This is a genomic window from Staphylococcus kloosii (genome assembly GCF_032139365.1).
Taxonomy (GTDB): domain Bacteria; phylum Bacillota; class Bacilli; order Staphylococcales; family Staphylococcaceae; genus Staphylococcus; species Staphylococcus kloosii_A.
Window position 1 is genome coordinate 1 of record NZ_JAVTDB010000091.1, and the last position, 19,878, is coordinate 19,878.

At 32.6% G+C, this 19,878-nt stretch carries 22 protein-coding genes; 2 read left to right on the forward strand and 20 right to left on the reverse strand.

Annotated features, from left to right (window positions below; all coding sequences use genetic code 11):
- Nucleotides 1–13: 13 nt before the first annotated feature.
- The 18 genes from sucB to RPL90_RS12640 form a co-directional block, all read right to left on the reverse strand.
- On the reverse strand, nucleotides 14–1,297 hold the full coding sequence (gene sucB, locus RPL90_RS12555) for a dihydrolipoyllysine-residue succinyltransferase (protein WP_313550268.1): 1,284 nt from the start codon (nucleotides 1,295–1,297) through the stop codon (nucleotides 14–16).
- Between the two features lie 13 nt (nucleotides 1,298–1,310).
- Nucleotides 1,311–4,112, reverse strand: coding sequence for a 2-oxoglutarate dehydrogenase E1 component (locus RPL90_RS12560; protein ID WP_313550271.1), 2,802 nt, complete (start codon nucleotides 4,110–4,112; stop codon nucleotides 1,311–1,313).
- 256 nt (nucleotides 4,113–4,368) lie between these two features.
- The gene (locus RPL90_RS12565; protein WP_313550273.1) at nucleotides 4,369–5,724 is read right to left on the reverse strand and encodes a HAMP domain-containing sensor histidine kinase; all 1,356 of its coding nucleotides are present in this window, start codon (nucleotides 5,722–5,724) and stop codon (nucleotides 4,369–4,371) included.
- Nucleotides 5,721–6,383 carry a response regulator transcription factor gene (locus RPL90_RS12570; protein WP_313550276.1) on the reverse strand — a complete coding sequence of 221 codons (663 nt, stop codon included), beginning with the start codon at nucleotides 6,381–6,383 and terminating at the stop codon, nucleotides 5,721–5,723. Before RPL90_RS12570 ends, RPL90_RS12565 begins: the two co-directional genes overlap by 4 nt.
- Nucleotides 6,384–6,852: 469 nt before the next feature.
- The gene (locus tag RPL90_RS12575; protein WP_313550279.1) at nucleotides 6,853–7,467 is read right to left on the reverse strand and encodes a phosphatase PAP2 family protein; all 615 of its coding nucleotides are present in this window, start codon (nucleotides 7,465–7,467) and stop codon (nucleotides 6,853–6,855) included.
- A 23-nt stretch (nucleotides 7,468–7,490) separates the two neighbouring features.
- Complete coding sequence (locus RPL90_RS12580) at nucleotides 7,491–8,564, reverse strand: undecaprenyldiphospho-muramoylpentapeptide beta-N-acetylglucosaminyltransferase (RefSeq protein WP_313550282.1); 1,074 nt, start codon at nucleotides 8,562–8,564, stop codon at nucleotides 7,491–7,493.
- 10 nt (nucleotides 8,565–8,574) lie between these two features.
- Nucleotides 8,575–9,084, reverse strand: coding sequence for a GNAT family N-acetyltransferase (locus tag RPL90_RS12585; RefSeq protein ID WP_313550285.1), 510 nt, complete (start codon nucleotides 9,082–9,084; stop codon nucleotides 8,575–8,577).
- A 26-nt stretch (nucleotides 9,085–9,110) separates the two neighbouring features.
- A complete protein-coding gene (locus RPL90_RS12590) occupies nucleotides 9,111–10,559 on the reverse strand; it encodes a S41 family peptidase (RefSeq protein ID WP_313550288.1) in 1,449 nt (482 codons plus the stop codon).
- A gap of 154 nt (nucleotides 10,560–10,713) precedes the next feature.
- Entirely contained in the window at nucleotides 10,714–10,935 is a 222-nt protein-coding gene (locus tag RPL90_RS12595) for a YozE family protein (RefSeq protein WP_313550291.1), read from the reverse strand.
- Nucleotides 10,935–11,435 (reverse strand): PTS sugar transporter subunit IIA, encoded by a 501-nt coding sequence (locus tag RPL90_RS12600; RefSeq protein ID WP_313550293.1) that lies wholly within the window; start codon nucleotides 11,433–11,435, stop codon nucleotides 10,935–10,937. The genes RPL90_RS12595 and RPL90_RS12600 overlap by 1 nt, the downstream gene beginning before the upstream one ends.
- Nucleotides 11,436–11,449: 14 nt before the next feature.
- Complete coding sequence (msrB, locus tag RPL90_RS12605; RefSeq protein WP_313550296.1) at nucleotides 11,450–11,878, reverse strand: peptide-methionine (R)-S-oxide reductase MsrB; 429 nt, start codon at nucleotides 11,876–11,878, stop codon at nucleotides 11,450–11,452.
- Nucleotides 11,871–12,398, reverse strand: coding sequence for a peptide-methionine (S)-S-oxide reductase MsrA (gene msrA, locus RPL90_RS12610; protein ID WP_313550298.1), 528 nt, complete (start codon nucleotides 12,396–12,398; stop codon nucleotides 11,871–11,873). The genes msrB and msrA overlap by 8 nt, the downstream gene beginning before the upstream one ends.
- 101 nt (nucleotides 12,399–12,499) lie before the next feature.
- On the reverse strand, nucleotides 12,500–13,339 hold the full coding sequence (locus RPL90_RS12615) for a DegV family protein (RefSeq protein ID WP_313550301.1): 840 nt from the start codon (nucleotides 13,337–13,339) through the stop codon (nucleotides 12,500–12,502).
- A 3-nt stretch (nucleotides 13,340–13,342) separates the two neighbouring features.
- Nucleotides 13,343–13,834 carry a dihydrofolate reductase gene (locus tag RPL90_RS12620; protein ID WP_313550303.1) on the reverse strand — a complete coding sequence of 164 codons (492 nt, stop codon included), beginning with the start codon at nucleotides 13,832–13,834 and terminating at the stop codon, nucleotides 13,343–13,345.
- Nucleotides 13,835–13,867: 33 nt separating this feature from the next.
- A complete protein-coding gene (locus tag RPL90_RS12625) occupies nucleotides 13,868–14,824 on the reverse strand; it encodes a thymidylate synthase (protein ID WP_313550305.1) in 957 nt (318 codons plus the stop codon).
- Between the two features lie 147 nt (nucleotides 14,825–14,971).
- Nucleotides 14,972–15,409, reverse strand: coding sequence for a bacilliredoxin BrxA (gene brxA, locus RPL90_RS12630; protein WP_313550306.1), 438 nt, complete (start codon nucleotides 15,407–15,409; stop codon nucleotides 14,972–14,974).
- Between the two features lie 44 nt (nucleotides 15,410–15,453).
- Nucleotides 15,454–16,572: a conserved virulence factor C family protein gene (locus RPL90_RS12635; protein ID WP_313550308.1), complete on the reverse strand. Its 1,119-nt coding sequence runs from the start codon at nucleotides 16,570–16,572 to the stop codon at nucleotides 15,454–15,456.
- Between the two features lie 13 nt (nucleotides 16,573–16,585).
- A complete protein-coding gene (locus tag RPL90_RS12640) occupies nucleotides 16,586–16,777 on the reverse strand; it encodes a zinc-finger domain-containing protein (RefSeq protein WP_313550460.1) in 192 nt (63 codons plus the stop codon).
- Nucleotides 16,778–17,087: 310 nt separating this feature from the next.
- Here RPL90_RS12640 and RPL90_RS12645 point away from each other — a divergent pair, with 310 nt between their 5' ends.
- Nucleotides 17,088–17,792 carry a queuosine precursor transporter gene (locus RPL90_RS12645; RefSeq protein ID WP_313550311.1) on the forward strand — a complete coding sequence of 235 codons (705 nt, stop codon included), beginning with the start codon at nucleotides 17,088–17,090 and terminating at the stop codon, nucleotides 17,790–17,792.
- Between the two features lie 22 nt (nucleotides 17,793–17,814).
- Here RPL90_RS12645 and RPL90_RS12650 read toward each other — a convergent pair whose 3' ends face one another.
- The gene (locus RPL90_RS12650) at nucleotides 17,815–18,384 is read right to left on the reverse strand and encodes an RBBP9/YdeN family alpha/beta hydrolase (RefSeq protein ID WP_313550313.1); all 570 of its coding nucleotides are present in this window, start codon (nucleotides 18,382–18,384) and stop codon (nucleotides 17,815–17,817) included.
- 160 nt (nucleotides 18,385–18,544) lie between these two features.
- Between RPL90_RS12650 and RPL90_RS12655 the strand changes: the two genes are divergently transcribed.
- Nucleotides 18,545–18,955, forward strand: coding sequence for a ribonuclease HI family protein (locus RPL90_RS12655; RefSeq protein WP_313550316.1), 411 nt, complete (start codon nucleotides 18,545–18,547; stop codon nucleotides 18,953–18,955).
- Between the two features lie 29 nt (nucleotides 18,956–18,984).
- On the opposite strand, the gene RPL90_RS12660 is transcribed toward RPL90_RS12655, so the two are convergent.
- Nucleotides 18,985–19,866 carry a 5'-3' exonuclease gene (locus RPL90_RS12660; protein WP_103295408.1) on the reverse strand — a complete coding sequence of 294 codons (882 nt, stop codon included), beginning with the start codon at nucleotides 19,864–19,866 and terminating at the stop codon, nucleotides 18,985–18,987.
- Nucleotides 19,867–19,878 lie beyond the last annotated feature (12 nt).

Here is a 19,878-nt window from a genome sequence, read left to right on the forward strand (position 1 = left end):
TTTTGTTTGTGAATTAAGATTCTAATAATAAATCTTCTGGATTTTCAATTAAGTCTTTAATTGTTTTTAAGAATCCAACTGCTTCTTTACCGTCGATAATTCTGTGGTCGTAACTTAACGCAATATACATCATTGGACGATTTTCGATTGTGTCTGCATCAATTGCAATTGGACGTGTAATGATAGAGTGCATGCCTAGGATTGCTGCTTGACTACCGTTAATAATTGGTGTTGACATCATTGAACCAAAGATACCACCATTAGTAATCGTGAACGATCCGTTAACCATATCATCTAATCCTAATTTTTTATCGCGCGCTTTAACTGCTAAGTTAGCAATTTCAGCTTCGATTTCAGCAAAGTTTTTCTTGTCACAATCTCTAACGAAAGGTACTAGTAAACCGTCGTCAGTTGAAACTGCTACACCGATATCATAGAATTCTTTCGTAATCATGTCATCGCCATCGATTTCAGCATTAACTTCTGGATATTTTTTCAATGCTGCTACGGCTGCTTTTGTGAAGAATGACATAAATCCAAGTTTTGTACCGTCATGATCTTTAATAAACTGTTCTTTTTTACGTTTACGTAAGTTCATAACATTTGTCATGTCGATTTCATTGAATGTAGTTAACATTGCAGTGTTGTTAGATACTTCTAATAACTTTTTAGAAGCTGTTTTCTTACGACGAGACATTTTTTCTCTTCTAACTGGTTTTGAAGGGTTTTGATTTGCTGATGCTTTTGACTCTTCTTTCTTACTTGAATCAGCTGCATTGCTTGATGAAGCTTGTTTGTTTTGACTTTGGTCGATGTGTTCTTTTCTCACAACATCTCCTGAATTAGAAGCAACATCAGTTAAATCAATACCTTTTTCGCGTGCATATTTTCTAGCAGATGGTGTCGCATTTACGCGTTGTCCATTGTCACTGCTACTGCTTTCTGATGCTTCAGAACTTGCAGGTTGTTGATCGTTAGAAGCTTCAGCTTTCTCATTTGAAGATGCACTTGCTTCTTTATCTGAAGAACCTTGTGATTCGCTACTACCGCTATTTGAAGGTTCACCTTCGCCTACAACAGCAATTGCTTGACCTACTTCAACAGTATCGCCTTCGTTAGCAAGTGTTTCTTGAAGTACGCCCGCATCTTCTGAAACTACTTCTACGTTAACTTTATCTGTTTCTAATTCTAAGATAGCTTCACCTTTATCTACGCTATCTCCTACTTGTTTTAACCATTCTGCAATGGTACCTTCTGTGATTGATTCTGCTAATTCTGGAACTTTTACCTCTGGCATGCCTAACTTCCCCCTAGTTATTATTTGTGCTTTGTTCTAATATCATATTTTGTACGAGTTTATGGATTTCTCCATCACCTTCAGCTGGTGCTGAACGTTGAATTCGACCATGGTAGCTTAAATCATATTTATCAATTGTTAACTCTTTCAAGTAAGGATAAACGAATGACCATGAGCCTTGGTTTTTCGGTTCTTCTTGTACCCAAGCGACATTTTCTAAGTTTGGTAAATCGTCTAATAACGCTTCAATTTCTGAAGCAGGGAAAGGATATAGTCTTTCTACTGCAACGATTAAAATGGACTCGTTTGGATTATCAGCTAAATATTCTTTTAAATCAATAAACATTTTCCCAGATGCTAAAATAACTTTTTTAACAGCTGATTGATCATGTTCTTCTGGTAAGATTGGTTCGAATTTTCCAGAAGTGAATTTTGAAATTGGGTCAGCTACAGTTTTATTGCGTAATAAACTTTTAGGTGACATTACCACAAGTGGTCTCATAGATTGTGTACCTAAGTTAGCTGCTTGTAATCGTAGTAAATGGAAATAGTTACTAGCACTAGATAAGTTAACAACAGTCATATTATTTTCACCAGCAAGTTGTAAAAATCTTTCTAATCTTGCTGAAGAGTGCTCAGGACCTTGACCTTCAAATGAATGTGGTAAGAATAATGTTAATCCTGATCTTTCACCCCATTTAGCTCTTGAACTAAATAAGAAGTTGTCAAAAATCATTTGTGCCATATTAGAAAAGTCACCATATTGTGCTTCCCAAATAGTCATACAATCTTTATTTTGTACATTGTAACCATATTCAAATCCAACGACAGCTGCTTCTGAAAGTGGTGAATTATACACTTCAAAAGTCGCTTTTTGATCTGGAACATTGTGCAATGGTGTATAAGTGTCACCTGTTTCAGGGTCATGTAATACAGCATGACGATGACTGAAAGTACCACGTTCACTGTCTTGTCCAGTTAATCGTACGGGTTTACCATCTTGTGTAATTGTTGCGAATGCTAATTGTTCAGCTTGTGCCCAATCTACTAAGCCTTCTTCTGATTCAAAAGGCTCTCTACGTTTTTCTAAGACTTTATTTAACTTTTTCATGACATTGAAACCTGATGGATAATTTAACATTGCATCGTTGATTTCTTTTAAATGGTCAAAGCTAAATACTTTGTCGTCACCTTGTAATGGATCTTGCAAGCTCTCTGGACGTTGCATATCAGGATTGTCCATTTTATCGCTTTTATCAATTTTATCGTGGGCTGTACGTAGTGTTTTTTGCACTTCATCCATAATTGAATTCATTTCATCTTCAGATAATATTTTATCTTCAACTAATTGTTTTCCGTACAATACATCTACTGAATCATGCTTACGAATTTCGTGGTATTGTATTGGGTTAGTAATTGATGGCTCATCCATTTCGTTATGGCCATAACGACGATAACCTACTAAGTCAATAACAACATCTTTGTGGAATTCTTTTCTAAATGCCATTGCAATTTCGATCGCTTCGATAGTTGCTTCTACATTGTCGGCATTAACGTGCATAATTGGCACATCATAGCCTTTAGCAATATCAGAAGAATAAGTAGTTGAACGACCATCTTCTGGCTCAGTAGTGAATCCAATGCGGTTATTCGTGATGATATGTAAAGTACCACCAGTAGAATAGCCTTCTAAACCACCAAGATTCATCGCCTCAAAGTTAATACCTTGACCAGGATAAGCAGCGTCACCATGAATAAGAATTGGCATCGCATTATGAAAATCAGTCGTTACAGATCCTGCTTGCTCGGTATCATCTTGGCTCGCTCTCGTTTTACCTAAGACAACTGGTGCAACAATTTCTAAATGACTTGGGTTGTTCGCTAATGATATACGTTGCTCGATACCATATGAGTCTGTAGTTTTAACTCCACCTAAATGGTATTTAACATCTCCAGACCAACCATTCGTTAGTTGCAAGCTACCATCTTCTGGTAAAAACTTCATTGGATCAGTATGCATAAATTCAGAAATCATCATTTCATATGGTTTTTCTAGCACGTGAGTTAGAACATTTAATCTACCACGGTGTGCCATACCAATTTGAATATTTTGAATGCCTTCATCGCCAGCTAATCTTAAAGTTTGTTGTAACATAGGTACTAGTGTATCAACACCTTCAATAGAGAAACGTTTAGCACCTACAAAGTTTTTGTGTAAATATTTTTCAAAACCTTCAACATGTGCAAGATTTTTGAATAATTCAATTTTTTGGTTTTCATTTAGTGTGGCTTTATAAGGTGTCTCTATACGACGTTTTAACCAAACACGTTCTTTGTTGTTATTAATGTGTGTATATTCAAAAGCTATTGGGCCTTTATATCGTCTTTCCATACGATCAATTGCTTCATACGCATTGTCATAAATGTCTTTGAAATGCTCTGAAACAATACCGGCCGAGATCGATTCTAATGTTTCTTGGTCTAAATTAAAATCTTCAATGCTTAGCTTTGGTACATGTTTTCTTTCAGGACGATTAACCGGATAAATATCTGCCAATAAATGCCCGTATTGTCTAATATTATCAATTAATCTCATAACACGTTTAATCGTGCTATCACCTTTTGCATCGCCTCTATCGGCGCTTGATTTTGTTACGATGTCTGCTTCACCGTTTTTAATTGTACTGAAAAGGACTTGCAAATCTTCAGGAACTGCAGATGGATCTTCTAAATAGATGTCGTACAAATCAAGTACATAACCAAGATTTGTCCCGAAATTTACAGGTGCCTCGGAAACCTGTCTTTCGTTGCTCATATTACACCCTCCACAAAATAGTTGAAACGCTTACACACCAATAATAGCATTAAATCTATTGAAATAAAAGCACCAAAAGCCTGTAAAAGATAAAAAAATAGTTTAAGATATAATTTTATAACGCCTATAAAATTATCATAAAAAATAAACCATTAAATTGTAATAAATAATGGTTTATTTAACATTTTGTACTTACAAGCTTCGTCGATAACTAGTGTGCAATATTATATTTATATTGTAACAATCATTGACTAAACTAAAAAGTGATTTTAAAAGTAGTGTGTTTGCCTACTTCACTATCAACTTGTATCGTACCGTTGTAATATTCAATTATTTTTTTAGCAATTGATAATCCTAGGCCATTGCCGCCTAAGTTACGCGCGCGTGATTTATCAACTCTGTAAAATCTATCGAAGATAAATTCTATATCCTCTTTTGGTATACCCATGCCGTGGTCGGTAATTTCTATAGAGATTTGTTTGTTTCTTAAATTAGTTTGAATTTGAATAAATTTATTATTTTGATCATATTTAATGGCGTTATCAATAAAAATTATTAATATCTGTTCGAATTGGTAACGATTTATTTTAATATTTAACGGCTTATCAAAAGGTTCGAATTTAAAAGTGTAATCTGGGTGTAAGTGTTCCATAGATTTAATTCTTGAGTGAATTTCTTTATTAATATCGACACTTTCAATTTCTCTATCATTGACTGAATTATTTTCTTTCGTTAACAATAATAATTCTTCAACTAACTTTGTAATTCGTGACATCTCTTCTAGTGAGATATGTAATGACTCTTCTAGGATTGCAGGGTCCTTTTTGCCCCATCTTTGGATTAAATTTAAGTGCCCTTGAATAATTTGCAATGGCGTACGCAATTCATGTGAAGCATCTTCTACAAATTGTCGTTGCTGGTTAAATGATTCTTCTAACTGTGCCATCATCGCATTAAAAGTATCAATAAGGTGATCAGTTTCTTCATAATTAGTCGGTAATTCTAATTTTTCTTGGAAGCCATCACGTCGTATTTGTCTCATTTTGTTAGACATAGTGATGAGTGGTTTTGTTATTTGTGATGAAACAATATAACTAATCATCGCAGTTAACAATGTGGCAATCACGCCAAATGTTAGTGCAAAGAAATATAAAGAATTCACTAAAGTGTTGTAATTTTTCAACGAATGAACAATGACACTATAACCATTAAAGCCTTGAGACTCAATTTTATTAGTAATAATTAAATAATTTATACCGTGGTCAGATTTTATTTCCTTATGATGAAAATTATGTACATGTAAATTGGGTGAAAAATTAATCGAATTATCATTAGATGTTTCTAGTTTTAATTTTTCATTATTATTAAATAGCATAACTTTTTGATAATTTCCTAAAGAAGCGTTTAAATCTAAAGGAGAAATATGATCTATAGGTTTCGTTTCAAATAAATTATTAATGTCATTCGAACTGCGTTCGGCTTCCGCAATCTCATTTTGTCTTAATGCATTGCTGACATAAAAAATGATGATGATACTAAAAATTAATATAGTTGAAAATGTAATTGTCGTCGTTATTATCATCCATTGGGTTTTTAGTCTTCTTTTAGTCATCGTCTTATCACGTAACCTACGCCTCTTACCGTTTCAATATAGTTATCCATATCATAAGGCTTTAATTTATTACGCAAATAACGAATATAGACATCTACGACATTTGTTTCAACTTCACTATCATAACCCCAAACATCATCTAAGATTTGTTCACGCTGCATTACATGATTGATATTATTACCTAACAATAGCAATAAGTCATATTCAGTTTTGGTTAAACCTAATGGTTCACCATTTACTGTGACTTTAAAAGCCTCCTTGTTTATGACCAAACCATTTATATTAATTTCGTTCTTTTTAGGCTGTCGACGTAACATTGCGCGTATACGAGCAAGTAACTCTTCAATATCGAAAGGTTTTACAATGTAATCATCTGCACCATAATCCAACCCAGCTACTTTATCATAGGTATCACTTTTGGCCGTAATAATTATAATGGGTGTATTTTGAGATTGTCTTATTTGTCTACAAATTTCCAAACCATTTATGCTTGGTAGCATTAAGTCTAATAAAATTAAATCATATGTATTACTTAAAGCTTTATCCAAGCCTTGTTGCCCATCATACTCGATGTCAACGTCATAGTTTTCGTGTTGTAGTTCTAATTCTATAAAACGTGCCAAATTTTGTTCATCTTCAACAATTAAAATTTTTGTCATGCAACTAACTCCTTATCTATGATATTAGGGAAATTATTATTTAATAATAGTTTATATCTATCATATATTATCAATTTATGAACGTAATTTGAAGTAACTCATTAGTTTCAATGTGTGTAGATGACTACTGATCATTATGGTAATGAAAATTTTGAAAAAAATACCGGAATTTAATTGACAATGATTCTCAATGATGTATAATGTAATTGAAAATGATTATCAATTCCAAAAAGACATTCCCCCCACACATTTCGTTCTTTGATGGAATGATCATTTTCAGAAATATCCCCTTTTATATGCCCGTAAAAGACTAACGTTGCGAGTCAACGTAACATATAAAATCGGTTTTACCTCGGTAAAACCGGTTTTTTTGTATCGTTATTAGCTATTTTCTATTGTATATAGCTCTTCGTAAAAAAAACACGCATCCAGATTTTCAATCATCAGAATGCGTGTGAATAATATAACGCTATATTTGTAGTTTATGTCTTAATATAAGTGTGCTTAATACTATACAAAAAGCGCCGCCAATGATGCCAGCTATTACATCAGTAGGATAATGTACGCCTAGATAAACGCGTGAAGCTGAAATCATAATTATAAATAAAGCGCATAAACCAATTGTAAAAGCTTTTGCTTTATCTTTCATGACACGATTAGCAATATAGATGCCGCTACCGAAAAAGGCCGTTGCACCCATTGCATGTCCACTAGGAAAACTGAAACCAGAAATATCAATTAGACGTAATAACGTTGGACGCTCTCTGTCAAAAATATTTTTAAGTAGTGGATTTAAAGTACTAGATAAGCTCATTGCGATGACGAAAAATAGAGTTTCGACGTTATAACGTTTTAACATTAAATATGCCACTAACAATAATGATAAGCATACCATTGCCCAAACTTCGCCGACTTTTGTAAATCCTAATAATACGGTCGTCGTAATGAAACTCTCAGATGAATAAATGAACTCATAAACTTCATTATCAATCCATTTACCCAGTCGTGATTCATGGAAAAATGCAATCACGCTAAATATTAAAGTGAAAATAATTAGTAATGAAATTCTTTTCCAGCGTGACATTGTTATGCACCTTCCCCTTTTTGTTATTGCAATGCATCTGTGATGATTTTATCAAATAAGTCGTATCTTGTGTAACTTTCTTTATAGGAATTCATTTGTTCTATAATCGTAGCTCTATTATTTTCAATATTAATCAATTGTTTAGTTAATTTATCTTCTGTTAACTCATCTTCCATAATGTAGTCACCAAACCCTTTTTTGGCAAAGTTTTTCGCATTGTCGATTTGGTCGCCACGAGATTGATCTAAACCAAGAGGTATTAATAACATTGGTATTTTTAATGTTAAAAATTCATAAATCGCATTTGCGCCTGCACGACTAATAACAGTATCAGTAATGGCTAACAAATCAGTCAAATCATCTTTAACAAATTCAAATTGACAGTACCCTTCACGGTCTTGTAACTGTTCATCAAGTAATCCTTTACCAGTCAAATGAATAATTTGGTAAGATTTTAATAAACCATCTAAATTGCCTCGAATAATTTCATTTAACTTTCTACTACCTAAACTACCACCCATAACGAGTAACACTTTTTTGTCATTAGTAAAGTTAGTTAAATGATAGCCTCTTGATTTATTGCCGCTTTTTAAATCTTCGCGAACAGTTGCACCGACAAAATCTGCTTTATCTTGAGGTAAATATTTAACTGTATCCTCAAATGTTGTATAAATTTTCTTAGCAAATTTTAAGGCGATTTTATTCGCTAACCCTGGTGTTAAATCTGATTCATGGATTATTGTAGGTATTTTAAGAGAACGCGCTGCCATAACAACAGGTACAGACACAAATCCACCTTTTGAAAATAATAAATCAGGTTTCTCTTTTTTTAATACTTTGCGAGCATCAAGCACACCTTTTAACACTTTGAATACGTCTTTAATATTCTCTAAAGAGAGATAACGTCTTAACTTACCGCTAGAGATACTATGATAAGTAATATTAGGTAATTGCGATGCGATCATTTCCTTTTCGATACCGTTTTTAGAACCGATATAAAAAGTTTCATGACCTTTTTCAATTGCAGTTGGAATTAAACTTAAATTGACTGAAACGTGTCCAACAGTACCACCACCGGTAAATGCAATTTTTGACATAATATAACCTCTATTCTTCTAATTTTTTATAATATGCATAAAATGGTTTGCCTTTATTAAAAGGATGATAGTCCATTTCTGCTTCTCCCACTTTAGTAAAGCCAAATTTTTTGAATAAACTTTGTGCACGATAGTTTAATGCAAAAGTGTCAGTGATTAACATATGAACACCATGGTCTTCAGCTAAATTAACGGCAAAATCGAATAATTCAGTGGCGCCGCCTTTATAATCAGGTGAGCTCGCCAATCTGTGTATAACATATGCGTTTGTTCTATTAATTGGCCATTCAATTTTATCATACCACTCGGATTGATTTTGGTCGACCACAATAAAGCCATATATTTTATCGTTTGATTCAAGGACGAACAATGATTCATTATCAATATCGTCAACGAAATGTTCAGATAGAGGATAATGTTCATCCCACTGGTTATTATTATCTTGTTGCATCACGGATTTAGCATCTTCTACTAGTAACATAACGGTATCTAAATCATGTTTTGTTGCAGTTCTAATCATATGGTTACACCTCACCATTATATATTTTATTTCAATTGTTTAATTACTTTATCTAATACAGAATCATCTTTATTAGCTTTTTGAACTAATTGCTGTGTGAATTTATCATTAGTTGCTTTATCAAAATTACCTGTCGTAGATAAATTATTTTTTTCTTGGAATGTTTTAATAGCTTGTTGCAACTCAGAATCAAATTTTGTAGATTTGCTATCTACATTGTAGTCTAAAGCTTGTAGACCTATTTTTATTGATTTTACATTTTTATTATCATCATTAAGTTGATAAGTAGTATTATTTGGAATTACAGTAAGTGTCTGATAAGCAGGCTCGTTAATTTCAACATTAGGTTTTATACCTTTTCCGTGTATATAATGCTTGTGTGGTGTTAACCATTTTAACTCTGTATATTTGAGTAATGAACCATCTTTAAATTCTTTTGTTGTTTGAACAATACCCTTACCAAACGTCGTCGTACCATAAACTTTGGCTTTATGATAATCTTTCATTGCACCAGTAAAGACTTCAGACGAGCTAGCTGAACCTTTATTAACTAATATAGCTACATGCATATCTTTTGCTTCTTTAAGTGCATCGTTAGGTGCTTTAATCGATTCTGTATGTTTACCTTTTTCTAAAGAAACTACAGTTTTATTTTTATCGATAAAGATATTAGCCATCTTAACTGCCTCATTAAGTAAACCGCCAGGATTATTTCTTAAATCTAACACGATATTGTTAACACCTTGTTTATGTGCTTTAATTATTTGTGATTTAAGCTCTGCTGAAGTACCACTTTGGAATTTGTTAATAGTAAATACGCCAACTTTTCCATGTTTTTTATATTCAACACTTTTAACATGTATCGTATCACGTTTAATACTAATATCATGTGATTGACCGTTACGCTCTACAGTTAACGTTACGGTAGTACCTTTTTTACCTCGTACTTTTTTTACTACATCTTCTAATGGTTTACCTGCAACGGATTTTCCATCGACCTTCGTTACGACATCTTTAGGTTTAATACCAGCCTTTTCGGCAGGTGAATCCTTCATCGGACTCGTGATTTGTATTGTCTTATGTCTCTTTTGCATTTCTGCACCAATACCTACAAAGTCACCAGAGACATCTTCGTTAAATGATTTTGTTTGTTCCTTTGTCATATATTCTGAATACGGATCATGTAATTTACTTACCATGCCTTTAATGGCAGCATCTGAAAGTTCTTTTGAATCTGTAGGTTTATAATATTCTTTATCTAATGTTTTGTAAGCTTGTTCTATTTTTTTTACAGAAGCACGTTGCTCGCTATTAAGTCCACTCGCCCAATGACTTATAGCTATAGTGGCAAAAACGGTAATAACTGCGGTTAATACAATTATGCCAATTAACATTAATATAAAAGAACTTAGTTTAAAATTAACTTTCTTCTTTTGCTGTTTAGTTGATTGTTGTTCTGCATTATTTTCTGTCATTTCATCACTTCCTAATGGCTTATGTATATTAAACATAAATTTGCTGAAAATAAAAGTGGCTGGGATAGAACCTAAATAGATTTACCCCAGCCCCAATTATTCTACTGTAATATAATAGTATAAATCTAATGGAAATCTCAAATAATATCGCTATTTAGAATTGTAACCATTCTAAATATTCATCATATAAATCATCAAAAACAGACATAGATACTGTAAAATCACCGTGAGTTTCAATGTATTCAGAAAGAATATTGAAATCTTTTTCGTGTTTTGGGAAAGACAAATCATCAAATATTTGTTCTGCTAATTCGCCTTTATCATTTTTACGTCCTCTCACTGTTAATGCAAATTGGTAAAATGAATAATTTTTCATTACTTCATTGTCACATCTACAATTTTAGTTTCACCTTTTACTACGTTCGTAGTTTCTGCAAAGTTAACAGATGCTGCTTGATCTGAATTTGTAATAATAATAGGTGATGTTGTAGATTTCGCATTGTTTTGGATAAAGTCTTTATCAAATTTTAAAATTGGGTCACCTACATTTACAGTGTCGCCACTTTCAACTAATATTTCGAAACCTTCTCCATCTAATTGAACTGTATCTAAACCAATATGAACTAATAGTTCTAAGCCATTTTCAGCTTTTAAACCAATTGCGTGTTTTGTTGGGAATACATTGTCGATTTTACCATCGATTGGTGATACAACTTCACCTTCGCTTGGTTGAATGCCGAAACCTTCACCCATCATTTTTTGTGCGAAAACAGGGTCTGGAATATCGTCAATTTTTACATATTCACCTGTAATAGGTGCATAGATTTCAATTTCTTTGTTCGCTTCTTGCCCTTTACCGAATAATTTTTTAAACATAGTTAATCCGCTCCTTAATTTTTAAAATGTGGTATCAAATCTCCGTAGCCTAATTCTTCTAATTTATCATAAGGGATAAATTGTACTGCCGCAGAGTTAATGCAGTAACGCAAACCACCCGTCTCTCTAGGTCCATCATTAAAGACATGACCTAAATGACTATTTGAATCTTCTGATCTAACTTCAGTTCTAATCATGCCCATTGATTTATCAACGAGTTCAATAATTTCTTCATCGTCTAAAGCTTTTGAAAAGCTTGGCCAACCACAATCTGACTCAAATTTTTCTTCAGAAGTAAATAATGGTTTACCAGATAATTTATCTACGTAAATACCTTTATCAAAATGGTTCCAATATTCATTTTGAAATGGTGGTTCCGTGCCATCTTCTTGTGTTACTAAATGTTCCATTTCTGTTAATTCATCTTTACTTTTCTTAATCATGTTGTCCCCCCCAATGTTTTTCTATAAACGCTTTTCTACCTGAACCACGTTGATATTGTTCATAATGTAACGGATTCTTTTTATAATAATCTTGATGGTAATCTTCTGCTGGGTAAAAGTTTTTATATGGTTTGATTGGTGTAATAACGGGTTTATCAAAAATTTGCTGCTCATTCAATTGTTGGATTTTATGTTCTGCAGCTTTTTTTTGTTCTTCATCATGGTAAAAAATAACGGGTTCGTAATGTTCACCACGGTCGAAAAACTGACCGGTATTATCCGTTGGATCAAACGTTTTGAAATATATATCTAGAATATTTTCAAATGTTGTAATGTCTGTATCATAAGTAATTTGTACTGCTTCTACATGACCAGTTTGATTTGTACTTACTTGTTCATAGGTAGGATTGTCAATGTTTCCACCGCTATATCCTGAGACTACATTTTTTATACCTGGGTATGATGTAAATGGTTTAACTAAACACCAAAAACATCCTCCGGCTAGTGTTGCATATGCCATAATAAGCCTCCTAAAATATATCTTGTCATAAAATTAACAATAATTTAAGCAATTTGCTATTAAAGTGTTTGAAGAAATAACTGTTAATTAATATATAATAGTTAAGATTTTAATACGACTAAACCTATGGCACCTTGACCTGTATGCGTAGAAATAATAGGTGTAGTTGTATTTACATCAAAATCATTAAAATCAAATTCTTCTGAAAAATGTTTTTTAACTTTATCAACAAATTGCATAATATTAGCATGCGCTATACCAATCGCTTTAATATTATGATTTTCAACAAATTGTGCAACTTCTTTTTTTAAAAATTGAATACTTGAATTTTGCGTGCGTGAATTATGGACTAATTCAATTTTACCATCAATTAAAGTTCCTACTGGTTTAATTTTAATCATATTTCCAATCAAACCTTTTGTTTTACTAATACGACCACCTTTTATTAGCTGGTGTAGTTGACCAATGACTACATAGAGTTTGATATTTTTTTGTAATTCAATGATTTGTTTTTCAATATCTGCAACGTCTAATTGTTCATGTTTCCACTCTACTATTTGTTTGATTTGATAACCGAGACCATAAGAAATGGATTTTGAATCAATGACAGTTACTTTACTTTCAGTCATTTGACTCGCTTGCACGGCTGTTTGATACGTTCCACTCAAACCAGAAGTCATATGAATACTAATAATTTCAGAACCATCTGCACCAAGTTTGTCATATAATTCAATGAATTTACCAATAGGTGGCTGACTTGTCTTAACATCGGCATCGGCCTCTATTTTTTCTATAAATTGTTCAGAGGTTATATCAACTTGATCAATATAAGATTCCCCATCAATCGTTAAGTTAAGTGGGACAACGTGTATATCATTGGCTTGAAGATATTGTTTAGATAAATCAGAGGTCGAATCTGTCACAATTTTTAGTTCTGCCATAAGTTAACCTCCCTTTTGTGCCTTACGAACTAGATGTAAAAATGTATGTGGTATTGTATTTTTATCGTCTAAAGTACCTGTTACTGAAGATTCAACTTCCCAGTCTTCAAAAGTGTAAGGAGGGAAAAATGTATCACCATTAAATTTCTCTTCTATAACCGTAATATACATATCATCAACGATATCAATCATTTCTTCGAAAAGTGTTTGTCCCCCAAAGATGAAAATATGGCCAGTTAAATCATATATATCATCTATGGAATGTATAACTTCTACACCTTCAGCTTCAAATGAAGTGTTCCTAGTTAGTACAACGTTTTTTCTATTAGGCAACGGTTTACCAATAGATTCAAATGTTGATCTACCCATTACAAGTGTATGGCCGGTAGACAATTTTTTAACATGCTTTAAATCGTTAGGTAAATGCCAAGGTAAGCGATTGTCTATACCAATAACGCGTTGTTGGTCATGGGCTACCAATATCGAAAGTGTCATAATATTCTCCTTTAAAAAGTTTAATTACTTTTGTTACACCGCAATGGGTGCTTTTATTGCAGGATGTGATTCATAATTTTCAAGCGTCAAATCTTCATAATTTATATCGAAAATAGATTTATCGCTATTAATTTTAATTGTTGGAGCATTAAAACTATCGCGTTCAAGTTGAGTTTCAATTGCTTCCATATGATTAGAATAAATATGTGCATCACCAAAAGTATGGACAAATTCGCCTACTTCTAAACCACATTCGTTTGCAATTAAATGTGTTAATAAACTATAACTAGCTATATTAAATGGTACACCTAAGAAGATATCGGCACTACGTTGATATAATTGGCAACTGAGTTTACCGTCTTGAACATAAAACTGGAACATTGTATGACAGGGTGGTAAGGCCATCGTATCAATCTCGGCGGGATTCCAAGCTGTAACAATATGTCTACGTGAATTAGGATTTTGCTTAATTTGCTCGATAACATTAGCTAATTGATCAATATGATTACCATCTTTATCTTGCCAATCACGCCACTGTTTACCATAAACATTTCCTAAATCTCCGTATTTTTCGGCAAAAGTATCATTTTCTAAAATTTGTTGTTTAAATTTCGCCATTTCTTCTTTATAGAGCGCGTTAAAGTCTTCATCACTTTGAGCTCTATGTCCAAAATCTGTCATATCTGGACCATGGTAGTCATCTGACTTAATGTATTTTTCAAATGCCCATTCATTCCAAATATTGTTTTTATATTGTAGTAAATATTTTATATTCGTATCACCCTTAATAAACCATAATAATTCGGTAGCAACTAATTTAAATGATACTTTTTTTGTAGTTAATAATGGGAAACCTTGTGATAAATCAAAACGTAATTGGTGTCCGAACTTAGAAACTGTACCCGTATGCGTTCGATCATCCTTTGATTTTCCTATTTCTAATACTTCTTCACATAAATCATGATAAGCTTTGTCAAAAGCATTTAACATTTAAACTCACGCTCCTCTCAATAATAAGCTACTTAGTATTAATAATATTGCATATTGTCATCGATTTAAAGTAATTATATATAGAAAAAGCGATTGACTTTACTTGCCAATCGCGAAAAATTTTTAAAATAGTTTAATTTTTAATTATTATGAACAATGTTCATCAAATGCATCTTTAATATCCATACAGATATCTTGTATGTCGCGACCTTCAATATGTTCTCTAGGAATGAAATGTTTAAGTTCAGTACCTTTAAACAATGCAAATGATGGACTTGAAGGTACTTGTTGTATATAATCTCTCATTTCTTGCGTAGCTTCTTTATCTTGACCTGCGAAAACAGTAACTTTGTGTTGAGGTTTGTTGTCATTTTGCTCAGCAACAGTAACTGCCGCAGGACGTGCTAAGCCTGCTGCACAACCACAAGTTGAATTGATTACGACAAATGTCGTTTCGTCTTCTGGTACTTTATCCATATGCGCTTTAACTGCGTCTGGCGTTTCTAAACTAACAAAGTCGTGAGAAGTTAATTCTTCACGCATTTGAGTCGCTAACTCATTCATATATGCTTCATAAGCGTTCATAATAATACACTCCTAAGTTTAAAATAATAAATAATATTTTCGTGCTATTTATTGTTTCTATTGGCAATCTGTTTCCAAACAGAACCTAGTGCTTCATCGCCATTTTCGATACGAGAAATAGCCATTTCAATCTGTAACTTAACTTCATAGGCGTCATCATCAACATGTGCTTTCAAACTATTTAATTGTTCTGGTCCACCTTCATCAAATAAAAACATTGCCGCTCTCCAGCGTACTATTTTCTGTGGATCATCTAGTGCCTTTTCCATTTCTGGTAGCGCTTGTTTAAAGCCTAAATCACTAAGACAATCACCTGCTGTACGTCGCACACCAGGACTCTTATCATTTAACCCTTTATATAAATACGGTAACACTTGTTCATCTTCAAGCATACCTAAAAGCACAACCGCTTCACGTCTTAATGGTGCTTTTTCTTCATTGCTTAATACACTACCTAGTAATGGTAAATCTTCTAATGTTGGTGTTGGGAATTGTTTTAACATGCGCAATCTATCTTTCCAATTTTCAGCGCTATTATACTCTTCCAAAGTGACGTGGGTATAAACTTTTTCAGGCACAACAATGTCAGTTGCTTGTGCATCACTTACTAATTTATCTAATTGTTCTTGTGGATACATCGCCGTAATTTCATCGCTAATTTCCGACATGATATCATCAAATTCACCATATCTTATACCAAAGTCTTCCCATTTTCTTAGAAAAACGACATTATCATTTTCTTTTTGTGCAGCAAGCATACTATCTACGTATATTTCTGGCAATTGTTTACGTTTTTCCTCTTCATTATTAGTCAGTTTGATTTGATATGGTATACCTTTGAACATTAAAACTTCAGCTTGGATTTCACCAAAATGTTCGTCTGGTGTTGCTTCTTCCGTTTCACCTATCTCGTCATTTAAAGTAGAGGTAATTTGAGGTAATACTTCTTCCCAGTCAGCTTTAGGTTGTTTATCCACTGCTAAAAAGTCCATAACATGAAAAATTGATTTAACGTCGTCTAAAGCTAATAAATCATTTATAAATTGAGGTTGCCCTTCTTTTACTGCTGTATAAGTATTTGATTTATTATCTTCTCTTTTTTCACTTAGTACTATTTTCATTGTATTTGGACTTGGTGTAGGTTCTACGCGTACTATTTCCATATATGTTACCTCCCTATTGTAAGTTATTTCCAATTTGTTTAATTTGTTTACCAATTGAACATTTATTTATGCAAAAATGATGTGCATAAGTTTTACCATGTTCTTTTCTATTATGAGCCTTCAGCATACATTGATGGCAGTAAGTATTCATTAAGTTATCAATTGCTGCAATAGCTTCTTTTTCAGAATAAGTTAGAATTGCTATTCACACTCCTGTAGTTTAATAAAACAATATAGTATTGACACATCATATTTAAAATGTGTAGCTATTTATATAACTAATACTTTATTATTAGTTCAAAACAAGCAATTAATCACATTATAGCATTTGTAAGTTAGAATGTTGAATGCAAAAGGTTGTACATTGTAAAAGGTTAATATAAGTTGTAATAAATTTAAAATAACCTGTTCAACTTTTTACGTTATTGCAATTTACCTAGCAATCTATTAAAATTAGTAAGTTGTATTTTGCGGTTTCTAAACACCCGCTTAATCAAAATTTAGGAGGAAATTAAATGTTTAACGAGTTATTTGGTATCTTTACTTTTATAGTTACCTTTGTATTATTAATAATTATGTACAGAATGTTTGGGAAACACGGATTACTTGCATGGGTAGCTATCGGGACAATTATAGCTAATATACAAGTAATTAAAACGATTGATTTATTTTCTATTTCAGCTACTTTAGGTAATGTAATGTTCGCTTCGATTTATTTAGCGACAGATATCCTTAATGACATTTATGGTCGAAAAGTAGCAAAAAGAGCTGTATGGTTAGGATTTAGTTCAACAATAGTGATGATTATCGTTATGCAATTATCATTACACTTTACGCCTTCCCCGGTTGATACGTCACAACATGCTTTAGAAACAATATTTAATGTTGTTCCACGAATCGCATTAGGATCTATTATCGCCTATATTATAGGACAACATCTAGATGTTATGATTTTCTCACTTATTAAAAAAGTATTTAGTTCAGATAGAACTTTTATTATAAGAGCCTACGGTAGTACTTTATTTAGTAATATTATAGATACAGCATTATTTGTCTTAATTGCATTTGCAGGTTCAATGCCTAACGCTGCAGTTTTTGAAATTTTCATTACGACTTATGTATTGAAACTATTATCTACAATTTTTAACGTGCCTTTTGGTTATGTTGCAAAATCTATGTATCGTAAAGGCAAAATTACAAGTAAAGATGAAGGCTATTAAGTCCAAAAGAGATTGAAGTGATTCAATCTCTTTTTATATTTAATAAATGAGTAATTTGCTCTAATAAGAATTCAAATGTTGTATAACCTTCATTAGCTAAAAAATGCCCTTCGTGTGGAATTTCTATGGTATCAATGTTTAAAGAGGCAGACAATCTACGCGTCGCATCTATATTAACGATTGGATCAGCAGTTGCGCCGATGCCCTTTATAGTATGTGTATTAATATTGTCTAATGAAATTTCTGTTTGTGCAATAAAATGGTTTAATTCAGGTAAGTTTGGTAAATACTCATTAAATCCAGAGATGAGAAACAATGCTTTTATAGTAGTTTCAGTAGCATGTTGTGATAAATAATCTAATGTAGTGATAACACCTAAGCTAAGTGCGACTATAATTGTCTCATTAGTTAATTTATTACCTAAGTAATCGTCTAGTGTTTGTGACCATGCTTCGTATTCTGGTTGTTCGGAGTTGGGCAATGGTATGATTGTTGTGGTATAACCATATTGCTCCATAGAGGATTTTAACCATTGAAACCAATGGGTTTTGGTATTGGCTTTATAACCATGTATTATAAATAAATTTTTCATTAGTATCTCCTTCACGTTTAATTTAAATTACGCCAACTTAGATATTACGTTATCACAATTTAAGATAATCATAGTAAAACATTTCGTCAATGCAAGTTAATTATTATCATATTTAGTAATTTGCTAAAATAAAGATAATCTATGTTAAGAGGTGTATATATTGGCTAAAATATATTTTGATGCAGCAACTGGAGGCAATCCTGGATTAAGTAGTTGTGCTGTCGTAATCGTTACAGAAGAGGAACGCTACGTATTTGAAAAAGATTTAGGTATATTAGATAATCATAGCGCCGAATGGGCTGCATTCGAGTTCGCATTACATTGTGCAATTGATTTGAAAATTGACAATGCTTTAGTTTTTACTGATTCAAAATTAATAGAAGATAGTGTTAATAGAGAGCAAGTAAAAAATGATAAATTCAAACCTTACTTGAATAAAACATTAGCCCTTGCACATAAATTTGAGTTAATGTTTGTTAAATGGGTTCCCCGTAATCAAAATAAAGAAGCAAATCACCATGCTCAACAAGCACTATATAAAAATACACAACAAGAAAAGAAGCGGAAATGACAAGTTACGTCATAACCGCTTCTTTTTTATTATTTGAAATGTGTAGCTAAATATTTACCAGATACATACAATTCATGTTCTTTACACACATCTAATGCATTTGTTAATGATGTACCAAATTGCATTGCTGGCAATAATTGTGCAATATTTAATGGTACCTCTGTATGAATTTGAGCTAATGTTTTAGAAATTTTTAAATTAGCTAAGTCAGCGTTGATTTTCTTTTGTTGTCCTGCCGTTAATTCGTCAATTGCTGCAATAACATTTTCTACAGAACCATATTGTTGTATTAACTTAATTGCTGTTTTTTCACCAATACCTTTTACCCCAGGATAACCATCTGCACTATCTCCCATAAAGGCCTTAATGTCTATTAATTGTTTTGGCTCGACACCATATTCGTCAACGAAGCGGTCTAAAGTATAGCGATTGTAAATATTAAATCCTTTTTTCGTTAACCATATTTCAACGTTTGAATTTATACATTGTAAAATATCTCTATCACCAGTCACGACATAAATTTCGTTGTCTTCAGATAGATGATGTGCCAATGTTCCTATTACATCGTCCGCTTCATAATTAGTCACACCCACGTTAACAAAACCGAATTGTTCTGATACTTCTTTGACAAAATCGAATTGTGGAATTAATTCTTCTGGTGGCGCAGGTCTATTTTGTTTGTAACCTTCAAACATTTCATTTCTGAATGTCTGTTGACCCATATCCCAACAAACGGCTACATGTGTAGGATTAATTTCATTTAAAGCTGTAAAAACGTGGCGTACAAATCCTTGAACGCCATTTGTAGGAATACCTTGAGAATTTTTCATAAATTGATTGTGTAAACTCGTTGCATAAAAGTGACGAAATAATAAAGCCATCCCATCAACGAGTAAAACTTTGTTCGACATTATAGTAGCCTT